The sequence below is a fragment of the Labrenzia sp. THAF191a genome (assembly GCF_009363335.1).
Classification (GTDB): Bacteria; Pseudomonadota; Alphaproteobacteria; order Rhizobiales; family Stappiaceae; genus Roseibium; species Roseibium algicola.
In genome coordinates this window covers 5,001,664-5,019,071 of record NZ_CP045333.1, presented here as the reverse complement: position 1 = coordinate 5,019,071, position 17,408 = coordinate 5,001,664, and the positions used below count along the sequence as shown (strand labels likewise).

Sequence of the window (17,408 nt, the reverse complement as noted above, 5' to 3'; positions counted from 1 at the left end):
AAGTGGAAAGCTGTTCTTGGGACGATCCGGTGGCGGGCTGTGGCATCGCTGCACCGTTGGCCCGCCGGTTTGAAGATCAAGGTTCCAGGAAATCGAGGATCTCGGCGACTATCCGCCTGTGTTGCTGCTCGCGCTCCCGGGAACCTTTGACACAAACAATTTCATCGCCGGGCTCTTCTTCCTTCAGGATTTCGAAGGCCTTCGGTTTGCACACGCCCATGAAGTCGAAATGCCCGGCATCTTCCAGTTCAAGATGGTGCACCATGTTTGCAGGTAAGGCGGCCGCAAGAGCGCGGGATTCGACTTCCTGGTTCAGCATATCCGCACGTTCTGAACCCAGGACCAGGACCGGAATGTCTATTGCGTGAAGACTTTCTTCTGAAAACAGGGGCGTGCCACCGAGGTCCATGCTGATAACCTTCCTGACGCGGCTATCCTTGCGCGAAACGGATATCTGTTTCCTGTCGGCTGCGGTCTCGGCAACGGACCATCCTGCGAAAACTCCGCACACCACCGGCTGGTTTTCGCCAGTGCAGGTTGCCGTTTGCCGTTCAGTGTCAAACCTGGCACCTGCCAACAGCATCACGGTGTACCCGCCAAGAGAATGCCCCGCCGCGTAGATGCGGTCCGGGTCGATCCGCCTTGAAGTTGCCTCGTCTTCCAGCAGGAAAGTGATCACCCTCGACAGATCCACCGGTCGATCCCAGAGTTCGCGTGCCTGATCCGGATCACGCAGGAACGTACTGGTTCCCGGATGATTGATCATGGCGACCAGGTAACCGCGTCGCGACAACTCTGAACCCAGCCAGGCCTGATTGAACGTGTTGCCATACATTCCATGTGAAAGGACAAGCAGCGGGAAACGTCCGTCCGCTGGTTTGCCGTCTGGATCGGCAGCAGCCATCTGCCAGACCTTGCTCTTGTCTGCCTGGCTGTAGAGCTCAGGTGTCTGTGTCGGATACCAGAGACCTCCGGCTAGAGGACGATCCTGCCGATCGTCCTCGACTGTCAGACTGGTTACACCAGGACCATAGGGGAGGGCTGAAGTGTCCTGTGCCTGTGAAAAGACCGGGTAGATGAGGCCTGCAACAAGGATTGCTGCGCTCAGGAATGCGCGCGTGTAAGAGTGCCGTTCGGCGAGGTGAGGAGACATGGGAAATCCATCTGAAAGTTGCGATGCCCTTCAAATGTCCGCGGGCAGATCTGTTGACAATCGCCGCAGGCTCCCGGTCCTGTCCTCAATCGTGATAAAGGACAGGACGTTCAAACTGCCTCTCAACGCCTACCGGTCATGATCAGCATTCCCGTCTCCTTTCTGCTCGCAGCTGTCTTCCTGTCACTCGGCATCGCTGCACTGAACTGGCGCTCGTTGCCGCCTGTCGCGAGAGGGCTGTTCGTTTGGCTCTTCGGTCTGCTGACGCTGGAAGCTGCCCTCGTGGGCGCGCGCTTCGCCTTCGGGGTTGTCGAAATCCTGACCGTGCAAAGGGTGTTGCCGGTGTGGATAGCACCGTCCGTTTATCTGGCTTTCGTCTCGCTGACTGTTTCGGGGGAAAGAACCCGGCAACTCGTGGCATTGAATTTTGGTGCGGCTGCCATCGTGACAGTTGCAATGCATTTGCCTGTGCCGGTTGCCGGTTACGTCGATGGGCTGATCGGCGCAAGCTACGCGGTCTATGCGCTTGCGCTTGCAAGGCTCTGGAGCCAGGGGCCGGATGTGTTTTGCCAAGCTCCGACGAACAAGAGTGGTCTGCTTCGCAATCTGCTCGGCTTTTCCATATTGATCATGCTGGCAACACTGCTGATCGACGCCTTTGTCGCTTACCTCTTCGCGCAGCAAAGCGAGGTTGCTGCCGCGCTTGCGATTTCGCTGGCAAGCCTGTTCTTTCTGGTCCTCGCAGTCGGAGCAGCCTTAGGTGTTCTGGGTGCCCGCTTCGGGCAGTCAAGGGCAAAGGTTGAAGAGAGCGTTGGAAATGACGCGCAGCGGGTAGAGATTGTCGATGTTGCCCGAGAGGTTCTGGTTGACCAGGAGTTCTTCCGGGATCCATCGCTCACACTTACGCGGCTGGCCCGGCGGGTCGGGGTTCCTGATCGGGATCTATCCAGAGCTGTCAACGCAGTTGAAGGCGTCAATGTCAGCCAGTTTGTCAATCTGGTCCGCCTCGCGGAAGCGGAACGACTGCTGGTCACGACGGATGAACCTGTCGGCCGGATACAGGAGCAGGCCGGCTTTTTGACCCGTTCGAACTTCTACAGGGAATTCCAGAAGGCATATGGCGAAGCGCCAGGCGCTTATCGCAAGAATGCTCAGTCCTCGCTCTGAGCTTTTTCATCTTCTTCCGGAACACTCAGATAGATCTCGGCCAGACCGGCGAGAAGTTCATGGCAGAGGATCACTTCCCGCGTCTGCGGATCCCAGAAGGCGTTTTCCTCGCCGCAGGCGGTCGAGCGGAAGGTGACTGTCTTCGGCAGCTCGTAGAAAGTGTCGAATTCCTTGGCGACCATCTCCACCAGTCCGCTTTCCTTCAGGAAAACGGCCATGGCTTCCAGGTCTCTTGTTGCCGGATCGTGGACGACCTTGATCTTGCCCCCGGGCGTATCGCTGTCCCTCAGATAAGGATCGGTCACGATTTCCCACGAAGCCGAGGCCTGTTCATAGTCGAAGGCGCAACTTTCGATCCGCTCCTCCGGCAACTCCAGGTCTCTGGCAAGATCCAGAAAAGCGTCTTCGTCGGCCCCTACCATCAGGCACAGCATCTTGTAGCCGCGTTGCTGGTCCAGATCGTGCTCATCGTAGAAAACCAGGTCGTCGTAGTCTTCCTCGGCAATCAGGAACCAACCGATCATCGCCTGTGTGAGATAAACATCCATGTCGTCGGTGTCCGCACCGAGCATGGAAACGGTGGCCAGATTGTCGACGGCATCTTCTTCCTGGGCCAGGACGGGAAGTTCCAGTTCCGAGACAAGCATATGTCCGCTCTCGTGGTAGAGCGTGAACAGCGTGTTGCCCGCAACGAAAACGAAGAGCTCTTCCAGCTGTTCCGGCGAAAGGGCGGCAAGTTGCCCTGCCAAAGTGGGGAAAGTTTGCGGGCTTTCGGTCTCATGTGTATTGGCCGCCACCGAAGGCGCGGCAAGGCTGAGCCAGAGCGATGCGACGGCCGCATAAAGCAGCGTCGGCAGGATGGCGAAGAGTTCGACCATGGTGTCATTCCCGAAGAGGAGCGCCGCAAACCGTCCGCTCGACCTTTGCATTTGCGCGCAGACTAGGCAGCCGTTCGTATGTTGGCCAGCACCATATTGAGACACAAACCGGTTACCGACATCAAAATGTCATGACCCGGCCCCCTTGCGGGCGTGACGGCACCCCGTTATTAAGGCCGCGAAATTTTAAAAAATCCGGAACCGGCACTCCGCCGGCCCGCTGCTGAAACGAGAAAGATGAAACCATGGCGATTGAACGCACGTTTTCCATGATCAAGCCGGACGCCACCAAGCGCAACCTGACCGGTGCCATCACCGCCAAGCTTGAAGAAGCCGGCCTGCGCGTCGTTGCTTCCAAGCGCGTTTGGATGTCCCTGCGCGAAGCTGAAGCTTTCTATGCGGTTCACAAGGAACGTCCGTTCTTCGGCGAACTGACCGAATTCATGTCCTCTGGCCCGACCGTCGTTCAGGTTCTGGAAGGTGAAAATGCCATTGCCAAGAACCGTGAAGTCATGGGTGCAACCAACCCGGCTGACGCTGCAGAAGGCACGATCCGCAAGTCCTATGCCCTGTCCATCGGCGAAAACTCCGTACACGGTTCCGATGCAGCTGAAACCGCTGCTGAAGAAATCGCGTTCTGGTTCTCCGGTGTTGAACTCGTCGGCTAACCTGCGGACAATGAGTTGACTGAAAAGCCGGTCCCGTCGGGGCCGGCTTTTTCTGTTTGTGCCACTTCCCAGCCGTTACATCGCGTTACACTTTGATGCGATTGTCTGACAGCGTTCTGCTTCCAAAGGCCTCATACTCAATTCGTGGGCGAAGAGATCGGGAGAGAGCGATGCGCATATCCATAGCGCTGGCCGGAGTGCTGATTGCAGCACCGGTTGCCGCGCATGACAGCATGGCGCCACTGGAAGGTGAACAAGCCGTCGAGCAGACGCATGTTATGGAGGAAATCTGGAACCTCTTGCTGCCGAAGGCCGAAGCGTCGGCAGACATTTCAGTCGACAGCAACTATCGCCATATTCATGCCGACGGCTATCCGGTGAAACCACCCGGAAAATTTCCCAACCGCGGGAACCCGCATTCCATTTCGAAAAAGAACTACAATCTGAAGGTCCCTCTGGTGCCGCACAAGAACTCCAGCGCAACCAGGGCGCAGGGGGCGGTTTTTGGCATTGCGGTAAACGGTGTGGTCATGGACCCTGGCACGGCGGAGTTCTGGCAAAACGACCGGCGGTCGGGATGGAACTACGAAGCGCTGGGCGGTGCTTGCAAGCTGGGCCTTGACCGGTACAACGCCCATGTCCAACCGGATGGCACCTACCATTATCATGGCATTCCGACCGGCGTCATGACCTCCAAGGATGGCAGGTCAGTGCCCGCCTTGTTGGGGTTTGCCGCGGACGGCTTTCCCATCTACGGCCCTTACGGCTATTCCGACCCAAAGCGGAATTCGGGTCTCAAGAAGCTGAACAGCAGCTACAGGGTGAAGAAAGGCAATCGGCCGGGCGGACCGGGCGGGCCGGGCGGGCGCTACAACGGCAAGTTCACACAGGATTGGGCCTATGTTGCCGGCGCCGGCGATCTTGACCAGTGCAACGGGCGTTTTGCGGTAACGCCGGAATATCCGGACGGCACGTATCACTATGTGCTGACAGATGCATTTCCTTTCATTCCGCGCTGTTGGATGGGCACCCCCGACAGCAGCTTCATGCGCTTGAAGCGCGGTGGTATGAGAGGCGAGATCCAGAACGAGAGCGATCTTCCCACGGTCGATTTTGCGGCGCTGTCGGACAATCGCGAGGCTGCCGTCGCGCTTGTTCAGGCGCAGGGCGGACACCCGCCACGTTTTCTGCATGGAGGTCGCCCACCGCCCCCGGGCCTTGGGTCCGGCCACGGACCAGGCTTTGGCCCGCGCAACGGAGGTCCTCCACCCGGCGGAAGGCCGGAAGCCGGGCGTGGGGGGAGGTCTCCCTGCAGCGGCAGCTGAACGGAAAAAGTGCGTGACAACCACGCACTTTTTTTGGAAATGAAACATTCAAAAATTCGAAACTTGGAAAGAAAGGAAGTCACATGAAATCGATCACGCTCGGAGCTGCCCTCATTCTGGCAACCGTCGGCACATGTTTTGCCGCAGAAGGGCCTGGGGCGCATTTCATCGAAAACTGGGATCTGAATGGTGACGGTGCAGTGACCACTGAAGAAGCGCGGGAACGGCGCGGCAATGTCTTTGCCAGTTTCGACGCCAACGACGATGGTTTTCTGGATGCGGAAGAATATGTCCTCTTCGATGAGGCAAGGGCCCAGGATCAGGCAAAGAATGAGCCCAAGGGAATGGGGAAAGGTGCAAGAAACCCGGCAAACGGCATGCGCCTTGAAGTCAATGACACCGACGGCGACGGCAAGGTTTCCGAAGCTGAGTTTCTCGACAACGCAGCCTCCTGGATCGAATTGATCGACCGCAACGGCGACGGGGTCGTCACAGTTGCGGATTTCGGCCCACGCGGGTGAAACGAACCACCCGGATAATGGGTAAAAGCGGCCATCCGACTTGACAGGTGGCCGCGCTGGGGGAACCTTGCCGGGCTCATGTTCGAGGAATTCAGTAAGGCATCATGACCCAGCAGCCGCCCAAGAGCACCTTTTCCGCCTGTCCGCACGATTGTCCGTCGACCTGCGCGCTGGAGGTGCATTTTTATCCGCATGGCGACGTTCGCCGGCTGAATGGTGCCAAGGACAATGCCTATACCGCAGGCGTTATCTGCGCCAAGGTCGCGCGTTATCCCGAACGGCTTTACCACCCGGACCGGCTATTGAAGCCGCTGCGGCGCACCGGCAAGAAAGGTGAAGGCCGTTTCGAGGAAATCTCCTGGGATGCGGCGCTGGATCTGATCGCCGAAAAGTTCCTGGCTGCCGAAGCCGAATTCGGAGCCGAAAGCGTCTGGCCCTATCACTATGCCGGTACGATGGGGATGGTACAGCGGGACAGTATCCACCGCCTGCGTCATACCAAGGGCTACTCACGTCAGTTCGACAGCTTCTGCACCAACATGGCCTGGACAGGCTATGTCGCCGGCACCGGCAAGTTGGCCGGACCCGATCCGCGTGAAATGGCGGTTTCCGACCAGATCGTCATCTGGGGCACAAATCCGGTTGCGACCCAGGTCAATGTGATGACCCATGCCATTGCCGCCCGCAAGAAACGTGGCGCGCGCATTATTGTTGTTGACGTCTATGAGACCGAGACGATGAAGCAGGCGGACATCGGTATCATCCTGAAACCCGGCACGGATGCCGCGCTTGCCTGCGCTGTCATGCATGTGCTCTTCCGCGACGGCCATGCCGACCGGGACTACCTGGAAACCTACACGGATTGTCCAGCCGAGCTGGAAGCGCATCTGAAAACGAAGACACCGGAGTGGGCTGCTTCGATCACGGGGCTGGATGTCTCAAGGATCGAGGAGCTGGCGCAGCTGATCGGTTCGGTCAAGAAAACCTATTTCCGGCTCGGCTACGGCTTCACCCGGTCCCGCAATGGCGCCGTTGGCATGCATGCTGCCAGTTCCATTGCCGCTGTCACCGGCTGCTGGAAGGAAGAGGGCGGCGGCGCCTTCCACAACAACGGTGCGATCTATCAGCTCAACAAGGAAATGATCGAAGCCGGTTCGCTGAAGGACCCGGCCGTGCGTGCCCTCGACCAGAGCCTTGTCGGCCGGATTCTGACCGGCGACGAGGCGGCGTTGCTTGGTGGTCCGCCTGTGAAGGCGATGCTGATTCAGAATACCAACCCGGTTTCCGTGGCACCTGAGCAGGACCTGATAAAGCAGGGGTTCGCTCGCGAGGACCTCTTCACCGTTGTCCATGAGCATTTCATGACAGAGACCGCGCAGATGGCAGACATTGTGCTGCCGGCAACCCAGTTTCTGGAACATGACGACCTTTATAAAGGCGGCGGACACCAGTATCTGATGCTGGGTCCCAAAGCTGTTGAGCCGCCGGAAGGTCCTAGGGAAAATATATTTGTTATCAACGAGATCGCCAGGCGCGTTGACTCAAAATCTCATCCCGGATTCGATATGAGCGCGCGCGACCATATCGACTGGCTGTTGCGCAATTCCAACTATGGAACGCTCACAGACCTTCAAGCTGGAAAGTGGATCGATCTGCAGCCTGATTTCGAAACGGCGCACTATCTCAACGGTTTCGGTCACGCAGACGGCAAGTTCCACTTCAAGGCTGACTGGGGGCGTTCGTCTGCTCCCAACAAGCCGGAAGACGGCACGATTTTCGGCCCCTGGCAGACGATGCCGGAGTTGCCGGATCAATGGGACAGCATCGAACTTGCCGACGAGCAGCATCCGTTCCGACTGGTGACATCGCCAGCTCGCTCTTTCCTGAATTCCACGTTCAACGAGACCGACAGCTCGAAGAAGAAGGAAGGCCGACCGGAGGTCTGGTTGCGTCCGGAAGAGGCAGAGCGTTTCGGCATCGAAGACGGTGCCAAGGTGAAGATGGGCAACCGGCGCGGTGTCGTGACACTTCATGCGCGATATGTTGCGACCGTCGCGCCTGGAACCGTGATTTCGGAGGGGATCTGGCCGAACGATGCATTCGAGGACGGCCGCGGCATCAACACGCTCACCGGGGCCGACCCAGTGGCGCCCTATGGCGGCGCGGCGTTTCACGACACGGCCGTGTGGGTGAGGGCCGTCTGACGCTGACTGCCGGTTTGTAAGGTAATAGCGGCCCATCCTTCGAGATGCGAGCGAACTCTCTCCTCAGGATGAGGCGGACGTGCATTCAGGCACAAGCAGAGCAACACACTCATCCTCATTCTGAGGAGGTGCGAAGCACCGTCTCGGAGGATGGGCCACTTGCTCCATAGCCTCTCAAATTCAGAAAAGAAAAGGCGGTGCATCGCCCGTCCGATGTCACCGCCTGCCTCGGGAAAGTCTGGTCATGGGTCCGGCTTGGGGCTTCCGAACGTCAGGCCTGGCTTTCCGAGGATTGGGAAACGGGTGTGGCCAGCTTGCCTTCTTCCGCCTTGTAGAAATACTGGCTTGAGACCAGCCAGCCCTTGAGCGGTCGCAGCATAGGAATGCAGGTCACCAGGATCAGCGGCAGGGTCGTTACCAGATGCACCCAGTAGGGAGCGGTGAAGGCGATTTCGAGCCAGATCGCAAAGGCGACTGCGGGAATGCAGCCGAAGCAGATCACGAAAAACGCAGGTCCGTCCGCAGGGTCGGCAAAGCTGTAATCAAGTCCGCAGTGGTCGCATTTGGGCTTCAGCTTCAGGAAGCCGTCGAAGATGGAGCCTTCGCCGCAACGCGGGCAGCGGCCCTTGATGCCGGTGCGGATCGGCGGAATTTGCGGCCAGCTTTGTGGAGTGGTCATGGAACACCTTTTCCTGCGAGAGGTCTTCCGGTTCGAGCCGGAGACGTTAATCCAGTCAATATTTGAATGAATGGATATGTTTGCAGTCAAAGATAAAGCAAATTGTTTGCATGGCAAGCCAATCGCCTGCGGCAGATTGGCAGACGTATGTGTGCAGTCTTTTCCTTTTCGTTCAGAAGTAGGTGGAGGTTTTGTCCGGCGTTGACGCCAATGCCTCGGAAATGACCCTGAACGCGCTATCGATCTGACCGCGATCATGTGGTCCGCCCAGGCAGAGCCTCACGGATTCATCCGCCTTTCCGGCGATCGTGAAGGCGTCGCTTTCCACAACGCCGACAGCCTGGTTCCTCATCTGGCTGACAAAGGCCGGACGAGACCAGCCTTCCGGCAAGGCAAGCCAGATATGAAATCCGTCAGGGTCGGCTTCAAACTTCTGGCTTTTCAGATAGCGGGCGGCCAGGTCCTGCCGGGCCGCGCTTTCGCTTCGGATGTGCCGAAGCAGGGCTCTGGCAGTGCCGTCTTCGATCCAGCGCGTGGCCAGGGCTGTCGTGAGCGGGGAAATCATGACGCTGGACGTGCGCTGTGAACGAGCGAACTGCCATGCAGCGCTCCGGTCCGGGGCAAGGACGTGGGCCAGCCGGAGACCGGCTCCAACGCTTTTCGAAAGAGAGCCGAGGTACCAGGTGATGTCCGGAGCAAGAGCGGCTATCGGCGGGACCTGCTTGCGGCTGAGCTGGCCGTAGGGATCATCCTCCAGGATCGGCACGCCGTGGCGCTGCGCGACGGCGGCAAGGTCGCGGCGCCGCTGCTCGGAGAGGGTGCGAGTGGTCGGGTTGTGCAGGGTGGGATTGAGGTAGAGTGCCTTCAGGCGACCGTCGAGACAGGCTTTGCGAAAGGCCTCCGGATCAATGCCTTCTTCGTCGCTCGGCAAGCCACAAAGCTCCAGTCTGAGTTGTCCGCAGATGGAGCGGATCCCGGGATAGGTGACGGCTTCGCATGCGATCCTGTCACCCGGCTCGCACAGCGTTGCAAGAATGCCGGCAAGGGCTGCCTGAGCGCCGGGAGCAAACAGAATATCTTCCGGGTCGGGTTTGAGGCCAACTCCGGCAAGCCAGCGTGCTGCAGCCTGGCGGTCCGGATCTTTTTCAGAAATTGTCTGATATCGAAGCAGCGGAATGAGGTCGGCCGAAAGTGCGCCGAGCCCCTCTTTCATACGGGCAATCAGGCCGGGGTCACTGACTTCCGGCGGCAGGTTCATGGAAAAGTCCGGAGGTGACAGCCGCTTGGCATCACGTGTTGCAACGCCGCCGCCCAGCACGCTGTCGGGGCCGGTGACGAATGTGCCGCTGCCAACCATGGACGAGATAGCGCCACGCCTGCGGGCTTCGGTGTAACCGCGTGCAACGGTGGTGAAGTCAAGCCCGAGCCGGGCTGCCAACTGGCGCTGCGCAGGAAGCCGGTCTCCAGGCGAAAGGCGTCCGGTGCGAATATCTTCTTCAATGGCGTCCGCGATCGCGGCATAGCGCGGAGCACTGCTGGCGGAAAGGTCCGGACACCATTCGGTCATGAAGAATTGCTTTCAAATTGACTGGATATTGACTGTATACAGAGGTCGTGCCGGATTGTCATCAATCATTCGCTTCGGGGTGGGGCACCCAATGGAACCTGCGAACAATGGACGGCTGGCGAACAGCGCGCGTGCTGAACGGTCTTTGTTTTCAGAAAGATGTGGTCGTGGCGAACGCATGGCAGCGAGCTGGCAGCAGGGCCCTCTCGAAGTAAGCTGGATTTATCCTCGGTCCAGAACCTCGACGGCCAGCACTGTCGGCAAATGGCGGGCAATTTCCTGCCAGGTTTCACCTTCATCCAGGCTGGCGAAAACCGAGCCTGAGTTTGTGCCGAAGTAGAGCCCGGCGGGGTCTCGTGTGTCGCCGCCCATCGCCTGACGCAGAACCGTGAAGAAGCAGGCTTCCTGCGGAAGGCCCTCACGCTTGTCCCGCCAGGTTCGGCCACCGTCTTCGGACTTCCAGACGGCTGCCGCCGCACCGGGGGGAAACCGGCCTTCGGTGTCTCCGTTCAGCGGGAGCGTCCAGATGGTGTCAGGATCTCGCGGATGAACGCGGATCGGGAAGCCGAAGGTGGAGGGCAGGCCGTCGGTGATGTTGTCCCAGTTGAGCCCGCCGTCTGCGGATCGCCAGACGCCGTGGTGGTTCTGCTGATAAAGCAGGTCATTGTCGCCAGGTGCACGCATCATGTTGTGAACGCAATGGCCGGTCTCGCCGTCGCGCGGGGAGGCAGGGTGATCATGTCCCTCACAGGCGGCCGCGTTGGACAGCCGGTTGCGTCGCTCCCAGGTCATGCCGCCATCTTCGCTGGCGAAAACGCCTGCGGCAGAAATGCCTATCCAGAGCTTTTCCGGATTGTCCGGGTCGGAAACGATCGTGTGCAGCACAAGGCCGGCCGCACCCGGGTTCCAGCTGTCTGCGGACGGATGATTGGCGAGCCCTTCCAGATGCGCGAAGCTCTTGCCGCCATCCCGGCTGGCGAGAAATCTTGCGGGCTTGGTGCCGGCGTAGAGCGTGCCGTGGGCGTACCCGAGCGACCAGATTTGCGAAAAGTCGTCCGCAAAAGGCAGGTCCTGAGGTGTCCAATTCAGAAACTTGGCCGTCTCGGGGTCATTGGCTGCCCAGTCGTCGAGCGTCCCTTTGGTTAGTCGGGTGACCTCCCATGTCTCGCCGCCGTCGACAGAACGCCAGACGCCCGCGCCGGACCATTCGCCGCCGCCGCCGGCCCAGATCGTGCCGCTTTCCGGATCGCCGATCACGTGATTGATCGGCCAGCCATCGCAGAAAGGTCCCTTTACCTTCCAGCCTCCACGGTCGCTTCCACCGTTCAGCAGGAACGCTCCCTTGGTGGTCCCGACAAGCACCGTTACGCCCGAAGTCATGGTTTGCCTCCTCCAGAAACCGGTCGAGCTTAACACGAGTTTTGTTGGTTGCAGATGGGCTTCGTTACTCCTTTACGGCGTGATGCGGCCTAAAGGAAAAGAGCCTCCTAACTGGTTCTGTTGGTCTCGAGGAACTGGATCTTCTCGCGGTACCAGTGAAGCGGTAGACAGTGGGAGCCTGCCGGTAGCAAACTGCCGGCACATGCTAGCCATGGCCTTTCCGGAGATGATCATGCCTGAAGACCTTAGCCATTGGACCGCGCGTCCCCGGCCGGAGCACAAGCCGATTGAGGGCCGTTACGTTGTTCTGGAGCCGCTTGACCCGGTGCGTCACACGTCCGGACTATTTGAAGCTTCCGATGTGCCGGACGGCGATCAGAAATTCCGCTGGCTGCCTGAGTATCCACCGGAAACGGAAGCCGCTTTCCGTGGGTGGGTGGAAAAGGCTGCAGCCAGCAAGGATCCGCTCTTTTTTGTCATCGTGGACAAGGAAACCGGTAAAGTTGCCGGGCGGCAGACGCTTATGCGGATCGACGAGGCCAACGGTGTCATCGAAATTGGCAATATCTATTGGGGACCGCTGATCTCTCGCAAACGCGGGGCGACCGAAGCCCTCTATCTGTTCATGAAATATGTGTTCGATGATCTCGGTTATCGGCGTTTCGAATGGAAGTGCAACAACGACAACATTCCGTCCAGACAGGCCGCCTTGCGTTTCGGTTTCAGCGAGGAGGGCGTCTTCCGGCAGCATCTTGTCGTCAAGGGTCTCAATCGCGATACGGCGTGGTTCTCCATGATCGACAAGGAATGGCCGGCGCTGAAAAAGGGCTATGAAGCCTGGTTGGCCGCGGAGAATTTCGAGCCATCCGGAGAGCAGAAGCGCAAACTTGGCGCGTGTCTTGCGGATGCTGCAAAGAGCGGTCAATCATGAGCGATCGGCGCCAGCCGGATTCGCCAGACGAGACCTTTCGATGAACTCCAGACATATCGGCATCTTGCAGCCCGGGCATGCCCCCGACGAACTGGCACAGGAATTGGGCGACTACGATGCATGCTTTCGGCAGTTGCTGGCCGGTCGCGGGTTTTCCTTCACGACCTATGATGTCGAGGCGGGCCAGTTCCCCGATGGGCCGGAAGCAGCGGATTCCTGGTTGATAACCGGGTCCCGCCACGGAGCCTACGAAGACCACGACTGGATTCCGCAGCTTGAGGATCTTATCCGCGCTATTCACCAGAGCGAGCGCCCTCTGATCGGTGTTTGCTTCGGTCACCAGATCATTGCTCAGGCCCTTGGTGGCCAGGTGGAGAGGTCGCCCAGGGGATTTACCGCCGGACCGGAAACATATCGCGGTTTCGGTCACGAAAAACTGGTGCTCAATGCCTGGCATCAGGACCAAGTCACAATGGCGCCCAAGGGGCTTGAAGTTGTTGCAAGCAGTTCAGGTTGCCCGATTGCAGGGCTTCATCTGCCTGGCCGGATCCTGACATGCCAGCCGCATCCGGAAATAGATCCGGACTACCTTGCGGGCATTGTGAAGCTGCGCGGATATGTTTTGAACGACACGCAGCGCGCTGATCTGCCGAAACGGATCGAGACCATGCCTCTTGATGCGAACAAGGCGGCAGATCTCTTTGCAATGTTCCTGTCGGGCGAAGATCTCGGGATGCTGTTGCCAGGTAACGCCGAAGCCTGATCTGCAGTGCCAACCATGCCCGGTCAATAGCAATGCTCGAATTCGCGTAGGTAGAATTTTATTTCGATATAGACACCAAATTGAACTTCTCGCGCTTGCAGGTGTTCAAGGGCGTGGCGGGTCTGCGATCCGCACATCATTTCAATCAAATGCGTTCCTGGAAGAGCACCAGACATCCGTCGGTGCTCTATGACCACACCTACATGGCTATACCTATGTCATCATGAAGTCTGGCTTCGTCGGTACGGCACTCACCGTTGCGCCTGACCTCACGCTCGCTCAACCAGAAGGTCCGGTCTCCGGCTTCTATACGTTGTATGAACTGGCCTTGAGCGATTGGGAGCAGGCTGTCGGCCAGACATGTCCCGGTCTCGTAGGTGTACAGAAAATCCTACGCTTTGCTCTCTGACGAAAAAGGCAATCGACTGTCTCCTGTCGATTGCCTTTGTTTTTCCGAGCCAACCGCTCGAAGGTCAGTGGCTCTTTGCGGCTGACTTGCCTCTGACGAGCCGCCAGACCGGCAGGATCACCTTGCTGGTGACCGGGATCAGCAGCATGCCGAGTGCAAGGCCGAACAGACCGTCCAGGCTTGCCGTTACCACCCATGTGAGGAAGCCTTGAGCGACCTGTACCGAATGAGCGACGTTGTGGGCAATGTCGTGGATGATGCCGTAGATCTGACCGAAGCCCAGAACGTCCATACCATGCAGCACGATGGAGCCACCGACCCAAAGCATGGCGGCGGTGCCAACTGTCATCAGCAGTTTCATGAAGCCGGGCATGGCTTTCACAATGCCGTGGCCAATGGCGCGGGTCAGCGACAGGCGGCCTCTGCGCGTCAGCATCAGGCCAAAGTCGTCTGCCTTTACCAGCAAGGCAACGGAGCCATAAACGAGAACGGTGATGCCGATTGCGACCACTGCGAGCGTGGCGGCTTCCATCCAGATGGTGCTTTCTGGAATCTCGGCGAGGGCGATCGTCATGATTTCCGCCGACAGGATGAAGTCGGTCTTGATGGCGCCGGAAACCTTCTGTTCTTCCAGATGCAACGGGTCGGCAACGAAGCCTTCCGGCTCGTCGGCGTCATGATGATGCGGCTTGAAGATGTGATAGATCTTTTCCGCCCCCTCAAAACACAGGTAGGCGCCACCCAGCATCAGCAACGGTGTGATGATACCTGGTAGAAACTCATTGAGTATGAGGCCGGCAGGAAGCAGGAAGATCAGCTTGTTCTTTATTGATCCCTTCGCGATCCGCCAGACGATCGGAATTTCGCGTGCAGGGGAAAATCCGGCGACGTATTTCGGAGTGACGGCTGCGTCGTCGATTACGGCTCCCGCCGCCTTCGCGCCCGCCTTGGCCGCCTGGCCGATCACGTCATCCGCGGAGGCCGCGGCAATCTTGGCAATTGCGGCAACGTCGTCGAGAAGGGCAAGCAATCCGCTCATGGCAGCTCCAGGTCTGTGTCCGTCCGGGGCAAGGATATAGCGTGTTGCCGTGTGAGGGGCCAGTAAAGTGACCCCATATTCCTTAATCAGATTGCACCGGATCGAATTGGCCTGACGTTGGTTAGGCCATCGCCGCCAGTGTCGTGCTTTCCTGTGGAAATGCCGTGAAGGCCTCCGCAGACTTGCGGCGTTGCTTCGGCATCGGGTCTGGAACGGCAGACAACAATCGGCGCGTGTACGGGTGCTGCGGGTTTTTCAGAAGCTGTTCGGTTGGACCGGTTTCGACAATCTCGCCCTTGTACATCACGGCAATGCGGTGACTGACCCGCTCCACCACGCCGATATCGTGTGAAATGAACAGGAACGAAAGACCTTCCGTACGTTGCAGTTCCAGCATGAGATCAGTGATCTGCCGGGCAATGGAAACATCCAGCGCGGAAACCGCTTCGTCCGCGATGATGAGTTTCGGTTCCACCGACAAGGCACGCGCAATGCACAGACGCTGACGTTGTCCGCCGGAGAACTGGTGCACGAAGCGATTGATGGCATCGCGCTCCAGTCCAACCCTTTCAACCAGATCCGCTGCGAGTTCCTTCTGGTTCTTACGCGAGACAAGGCCGTGGATTCGCGCCGGCTCCGTGATCAGCTCATGCACCGGAAGCCGCGGATTGAGGCTCGCGTAGGGGTCCTGAAACACCATCTGCATGTCCTTCCGCGTCTCGCGGAGCGCCTGCGGGGAGGAGCTGTTCAGAACATTGCCGTCAAGCCGGACAGATCCGCTTTCAGGTTCGATCAGGTGCAGAATGGACCGCGCCAGGGTCGACTTGCCGCAACCGGATTCGCCCACAAGCCCAAGCGTCTCGCCACGCGCAACCTTCAGCGAAACGCGGTTCACGGCCAGAACGCCGCCGGATTTCCTTGAAAACAGACCGGATTTGCCGGCAAATCGTGTCGACAGTTGCTCAACATCCAGCACTGTCTCGGTCCCGGCCTGCTGCGTGCTGGTTCCGGAACCCGGTTTCGGCGTTGCCGCCATCAGCGCCTTTGTGTAGGCGGCCTTCGGTCGTTCGAAGAGATCGTGAACGCTGGCTTCTTCCATCTTTTCGCCGTTGCGAAGCACGACGACCCGGTCGGCAATCTCGGCAACGACGCCCATGTCGTGGGTGATGAACAGAACGCCCATGCCGATTTCGGCCTGAAGGTTCCTGATGAGCGTCAGGATCTCCGCCTGGGTGGTGACATCCAGAGCCGTTGTCGGTTCATCGCAGATCAGCAGTTTGGGTCTGCAGGCGAGCGCCATTGCAATCATCACCCGCTGACGCAGGCCGCCGGAAAGTTCGTGCGGATATTGCTGCAGCCGCCGCGCCGGATCCGGAATGCGCACCTGATCGAGGGCTTCTTCCGCGGCTTGCATCGCCTTGCGTCTGTCGAGCTTCCGGTGGCGGATGAAGACCTCGCCAACCTGGTCGCCGATTTTCAGAACCGGGTTGAGAGAAGTCATCGGCTCCTGAAAGACCATGGAAATGGCATTGCCGCGCAAAGCTGTCAGCTGTGCAGCCGACAGGCTTCGCAGGTCGTGGGAGCTCGCGCCGTCATTCAGGACGATGCGGCCTCCACCAATCGTTCCGCCTTCTCGTTCGATCAGCCGCAGGATGGAAAGTGCCGTGGCCGATTTGCCGGAACCGGACTCTCCGACCAGGGCAAGTGTTTCCCGCGCATGAATTGCAAAGGAAATTCCCTTCACGGCTTCATGGGCACCGAAAGAAATCCTGAGGTCCTGAACGTCCAGTACCGGCTGGGTCATTTGAGGTCTCCGCGGCGTCTTGCGGCAAATTCCGGATGCTGGTTGAAGTCTGGTAAAGGCGGTGTCCAGCGGTCGGCATGAGGCTTGAACGAATGGGCAATCGGGTCGAGGCCCTGCACCTGCCAGGAGACGGTTTCGCCAAGCTCAAGCAAACCGAAGGCACCGGCAGGTTCGCCCCTGGTGGTGAAGCTTTCGGTGAGCGACTGCTGTGTCAGATGGGTAATGCCGTCCACCGTGGTGATTGTGTTCCAGTGAACGTGGCCGGACAGGCAAACCACCGGATGCCGGGACTGCGCCAGTGCAGCGCGGGCACGTTCTGCCATCGGGTAGGTCGAAGCTGACGGATTGCGTTCGAAGTAGTAGTTGCCGATCTGGCCATGACCGGAAACGGGAACGTGACTGAGCACCAGAAGAGGCTTGTCCGTGTTCTGTGCAACGCGTGACAGCCACAAGAGATCGGCCTCATGCAGAATGAATCCTGAATGCTCCGGCGTCCGATGGATCTTGCTGTCTGCGCGCCAAAGCGCAATTCTCCAGTCACCTGCATCGAAGGTCGCGTTGGCGAGGGACTGACCGAGGATTTCCTCGTTGTCCGAAACATCCAGGTGATCGCGGTCGTGATTGCCGTTGATGTGGTGGACCGGAGCATTGACGGCCTTGAAGGCCTCTGCGACTTCGCGTTCCAGCTGAAGGTCCGTGTCGCGGTCCATATCGGAAATCCGATCGCCCAGGTCGACGACGAAATCGGGGGCGGCATCGTTGGCGAAACGGGCAAACTCGGCCATCAGGTCGAGGGCAGTGTCACCGCGCTTGGTCGCGGAAGGTTTGCCGTGGTGGATGTCGGCGACAACAGCAATGCGTACGGACACGTTGAATTTCCTGAAATGATCAAAGGGTAGGGAAAGCGCCGCCGGAGTACC

The 17,408-nt window shown here is 58.9% G+C and carries 16 protein-coding genes; 8 read left to right on the top strand and 8 right to left on the bottom strand.

What is annotated here, in order from left to right; all coding sequences use genetic code 11:
- Window positions 1–76 precede the first annotated feature (76 nt).
- Complete coding sequence (locus FIV05_RS22980) at window positions 77–1,153, bottom strand: lipoprotein signal peptide (RefSeq protein ID WP_209009762.1); 1,077 nt, start codon at window positions 1,151–1,153, stop codon at window positions 77–79.
- Window positions 1,154–1,291: 138 nt separating this feature from the next.
- Between FIV05_RS22980 and FIV05_RS22975 the strand changes: the two genes are divergently transcribed.
- Window positions 1,292–2,320, top strand: coding sequence for an AraC family transcriptional regulator (locus FIV05_RS22975; RefSeq protein WP_152511107.1), 1,029 nt, complete (start codon window positions 1,292–1,294; stop codon window positions 2,318–2,320).
- On the opposite strand, the gene FIV05_RS22970 is transcribed toward FIV05_RS22975, so the two are convergent.
- Window positions 2,305–3,198 (bottom strand): DUF4344 domain-containing metallopeptidase, encoded by an 894-nt coding sequence (locus FIV05_RS22970; RefSeq protein WP_152511106.1) that lies wholly within the window; start codon window positions 3,196–3,198, stop codon window positions 2,305–2,307. The two genes, FIV05_RS22975 and FIV05_RS22970, sit on opposite strands and share 16 nt — an antisense overlap.
- Window positions 3,199–3,443: 245 nt before the next feature.
- Here FIV05_RS22970 and ndk point away from each other — a divergent pair, with 245 nt between their 5' ends.
- The 4 genes from ndk to FIV05_RS22950 all read left to right on the top strand — a co-directional run bounded on the left by ndk (window position 3,444) and on the right by FIV05_RS22950 (window position 7,916).
- Window positions 3,444–3,866, top strand: coding sequence for a nucleoside-diphosphate kinase (ndk, locus tag FIV05_RS22965; protein WP_031270733.1), 423 nt, complete (start codon window positions 3,444–3,446; stop codon window positions 3,864–3,866).
- A 170-nt stretch (window positions 3,867–4,036) separates the two neighbouring features.
- Complete coding sequence (locus FIV05_RS22960) at window positions 4,037–5,191, top strand: YHYH protein (protein WP_152511105.1); 1,155 nt, start codon at window positions 4,037–4,039, stop codon at window positions 5,189–5,191.
- Window positions 5,192–5,274: 83 nt separating this feature from the next.
- Window positions 5,275–5,712 (top strand): EF-hand domain-containing protein, encoded by a 438-nt coding sequence (locus FIV05_RS22955; RefSeq protein ID WP_152511104.1) that lies wholly within the window; start codon window positions 5,275–5,277, stop codon window positions 5,710–5,712.
- Window positions 5,713–5,816: 104 nt separating this feature from the next.
- On the top strand, window positions 5,817–7,916 hold the full coding sequence (locus FIV05_RS22950; RefSeq protein ID WP_152511103.1) for a molybdopterin oxidoreductase family protein: 2,100 nt from the start codon (window positions 5,817–5,819) through the stop codon (window positions 7,914–7,916).
- Between the two features lie 271 nt (window positions 7,917–8,187).
- Here the strand turns inward: FIV05_RS22950 and FIV05_RS22945 are convergent, their stop codons facing one another.
- The 3 genes from FIV05_RS22945 to FIV05_RS22935 form a co-directional block, all read right to left on the bottom strand.
- Window positions 8,188–8,595, bottom strand: coding sequence for a DUF983 domain-containing protein (locus tag FIV05_RS22945; RefSeq protein WP_152511102.1), 408 nt, complete (start codon window positions 8,593–8,595; stop codon window positions 8,188–8,190).
- Window positions 8,596–8,767: 172 nt separating this feature from the next.
- On the bottom strand, window positions 8,768–10,162 hold the full coding sequence (locus FIV05_RS22940) for a PLP-dependent aminotransferase family protein (protein ID WP_152511101.1): 1,395 nt from the start codon (window positions 10,160–10,162) through the stop codon (window positions 8,768–8,770).
- A 222-nt stretch (window positions 10,163–10,384) separates the two neighbouring features.
- On the bottom strand, window positions 10,385–11,542 hold the full coding sequence (locus FIV05_RS22935; protein WP_152511100.1) for an exo-alpha-sialidase: 1,158 nt from the start codon (window positions 11,540–11,542) through the stop codon (window positions 10,385–10,387).
- 232 nt (window positions 11,543–11,774) lie between these two features.
- Between FIV05_RS22935 and FIV05_RS22930 the strand changes: the two genes are divergently transcribed.
- The 3 genes from FIV05_RS22930 to FIV05_RS22920 all read left to right on the top strand — a co-directional run bounded on the left by FIV05_RS22930 (window position 11,775) and on the right by FIV05_RS22920 (window position 13,645).
- Window positions 11,775–12,473, top strand: a complete 699-nt coding sequence (locus FIV05_RS22930) for a GNAT family protein (RefSeq protein WP_152511099.1) — start codon at window positions 11,775–11,777, stop codon at window positions 12,471–12,473.
- 40 nt (window positions 12,474–12,513) lie between these two features.
- Window positions 12,514–13,236 carry a type 1 glutamine amidotransferase gene (locus tag FIV05_RS22925; RefSeq protein ID WP_152511098.1) on the top strand — a complete coding sequence of 241 codons (723 nt, stop codon included), beginning with the start codon at window positions 12,514–12,516 and terminating at the stop codon, window positions 13,234–13,236.
- A 223-nt stretch (window positions 13,237–13,459) separates the two neighbouring features.
- Complete coding sequence (locus tag FIV05_RS22920) at window positions 13,460–13,645, top strand: hypothetical protein (RefSeq protein ID WP_152511097.1); 186 nt, start codon at window positions 13,460–13,462, stop codon at window positions 13,643–13,645.
- Between the two features lie 64 nt (window positions 13,646–13,709).
- On the opposite strand, the gene FIV05_RS22915 is transcribed toward FIV05_RS22920, so the two are convergent.
- From FIV05_RS22915 to FIV05_RS22905, 3 genes are all read right to left on the bottom strand, one after another.
- The gene (locus tag FIV05_RS22915; protein ID WP_152511096.1) at window positions 13,710–14,684 is read right to left on the bottom strand and encodes a DUF808 domain-containing protein; all 975 of its coding nucleotides are present in this window, start codon (window positions 14,682–14,684) and stop codon (window positions 13,710–13,712) included.
- Window positions 14,685–14,805: 121 nt separating this feature from the next.
- Window positions 14,806–16,488, bottom strand: a complete 1,683-nt coding sequence (locus FIV05_RS22910; RefSeq protein ID WP_152511095.1) for an ABC transporter ATP-binding protein — start codon at window positions 16,486–16,488, stop codon at window positions 14,806–14,808.
- The gene (locus FIV05_RS22905; RefSeq protein WP_152511094.1) at window positions 16,485–17,357 is read right to left on the bottom strand and encodes a metallophosphoesterase; all 873 of its coding nucleotides are present in this window, start codon (window positions 17,355–17,357) and stop codon (window positions 16,485–16,487) included. Before FIV05_RS22905 ends, FIV05_RS22910 begins: the two co-directional genes overlap by 4 nt.
- Window positions 17,358–17,408 lie beyond the last annotated feature (51 nt).

What these genes read in the sequence shown, in the direction of transcription:
- FIV05_RS22980 (WP_209009762.1), bottom strand. Translation starts at nt 1,153, where the DNA reads ATGTCTCCTCACCTCGCCGAACGGCACTCTTACACGCGCGCATTCCTG.
- FIV05_RS22975 (WP_152511107.1), top strand. Translation starts at nt 1,292, where the DNA reads ATGATCAGCATTCCCGTCTCCTTTCTGCTCGCAGCTGTCTTCCTGTCA.
- FIV05_RS22970 (WP_152511106.1), bottom strand. Translation starts at nt 3,198, where the DNA reads ATGGTCGAACTCTTCGCCATCCTGCCGACGCTGCTTTATGCGGCCGTC.
- ndk (WP_031270733.1), top strand. Translation starts at nt 3,444, where the DNA reads ATGGCGATTGAACGCACGTTTTCCATGATCAAGCCGGACGCCACCAAG.
- FIV05_RS22960 (WP_152511105.1), top strand. Translation starts at nt 4,037, where the DNA reads ATGCGCATATCCATAGCGCTGGCCGGAGTGCTGATTGCAGCACCGGTT.
- FIV05_RS22955 (WP_152511104.1), top strand. Translation starts at nt 5,275, where the DNA reads ATGAAATCGATCACGCTCGGAGCTGCCCTCATTCTGGCAACCGTCGGC.
- FIV05_RS22950 (WP_152511103.1), top strand. Translation starts at nt 5,817, where the DNA reads ATGACCCAGCAGCCGCCCAAGAGCACCTTTTCCGCCTGTCCGCACGAT.
- FIV05_RS22945 (WP_152511102.1), bottom strand. Translation starts at nt 8,595, where the DNA reads ATGACCACTCCACAAAGCTGGCCGCAAATTCCGCCGATCCGCACCGGC.
- FIV05_RS22940 (WP_152511101.1), bottom strand. Translation starts at nt 10,162, where the DNA reads ATGACCGAATGGTGTCCGGACCTTTCCGCCAGCAGTGCTCCGCGCTAT.
- FIV05_RS22935 (WP_152511100.1), bottom strand. Translation starts at nt 11,542, where the DNA reads ATGACTTCGGGCGTAACGGTGCTTGTCGGGACCACCAAGGGAGCGTTC.
- FIV05_RS22930 (WP_152511099.1), top strand. Translation starts at nt 11,775, where the DNA reads ATGCCTGAAGACCTTAGCCATTGGACCGCGCGTCCCCGGCCGGAGCAC.
- FIV05_RS22925 (WP_152511098.1), top strand. Translation starts at nt 12,514, where the DNA reads ATGAACTCCAGACATATCGGCATCTTGCAGCCCGGGCATGCCCCCGAC.
- FIV05_RS22920 (WP_152511097.1), top strand. Translation starts at nt 13,460, where the DNA reads ATGAAGTCTGGCTTCGTCGGTACGGCACTCACCGTTGCGCCTGACCTC.
- FIV05_RS22915 (WP_152511096.1), bottom strand. Translation starts at nt 14,684, where the DNA reads ATGAGCGGATTGCTTGCCCTTCTCGACGACGTTGCCGCAATTGCCAAG.
- FIV05_RS22910 (WP_152511095.1), bottom strand. Translation starts at nt 16,488, where the DNA reads ATGACCCAGCCGGTACTGGACGTTCAGGACCTCAGGATTTCTTTCGGT.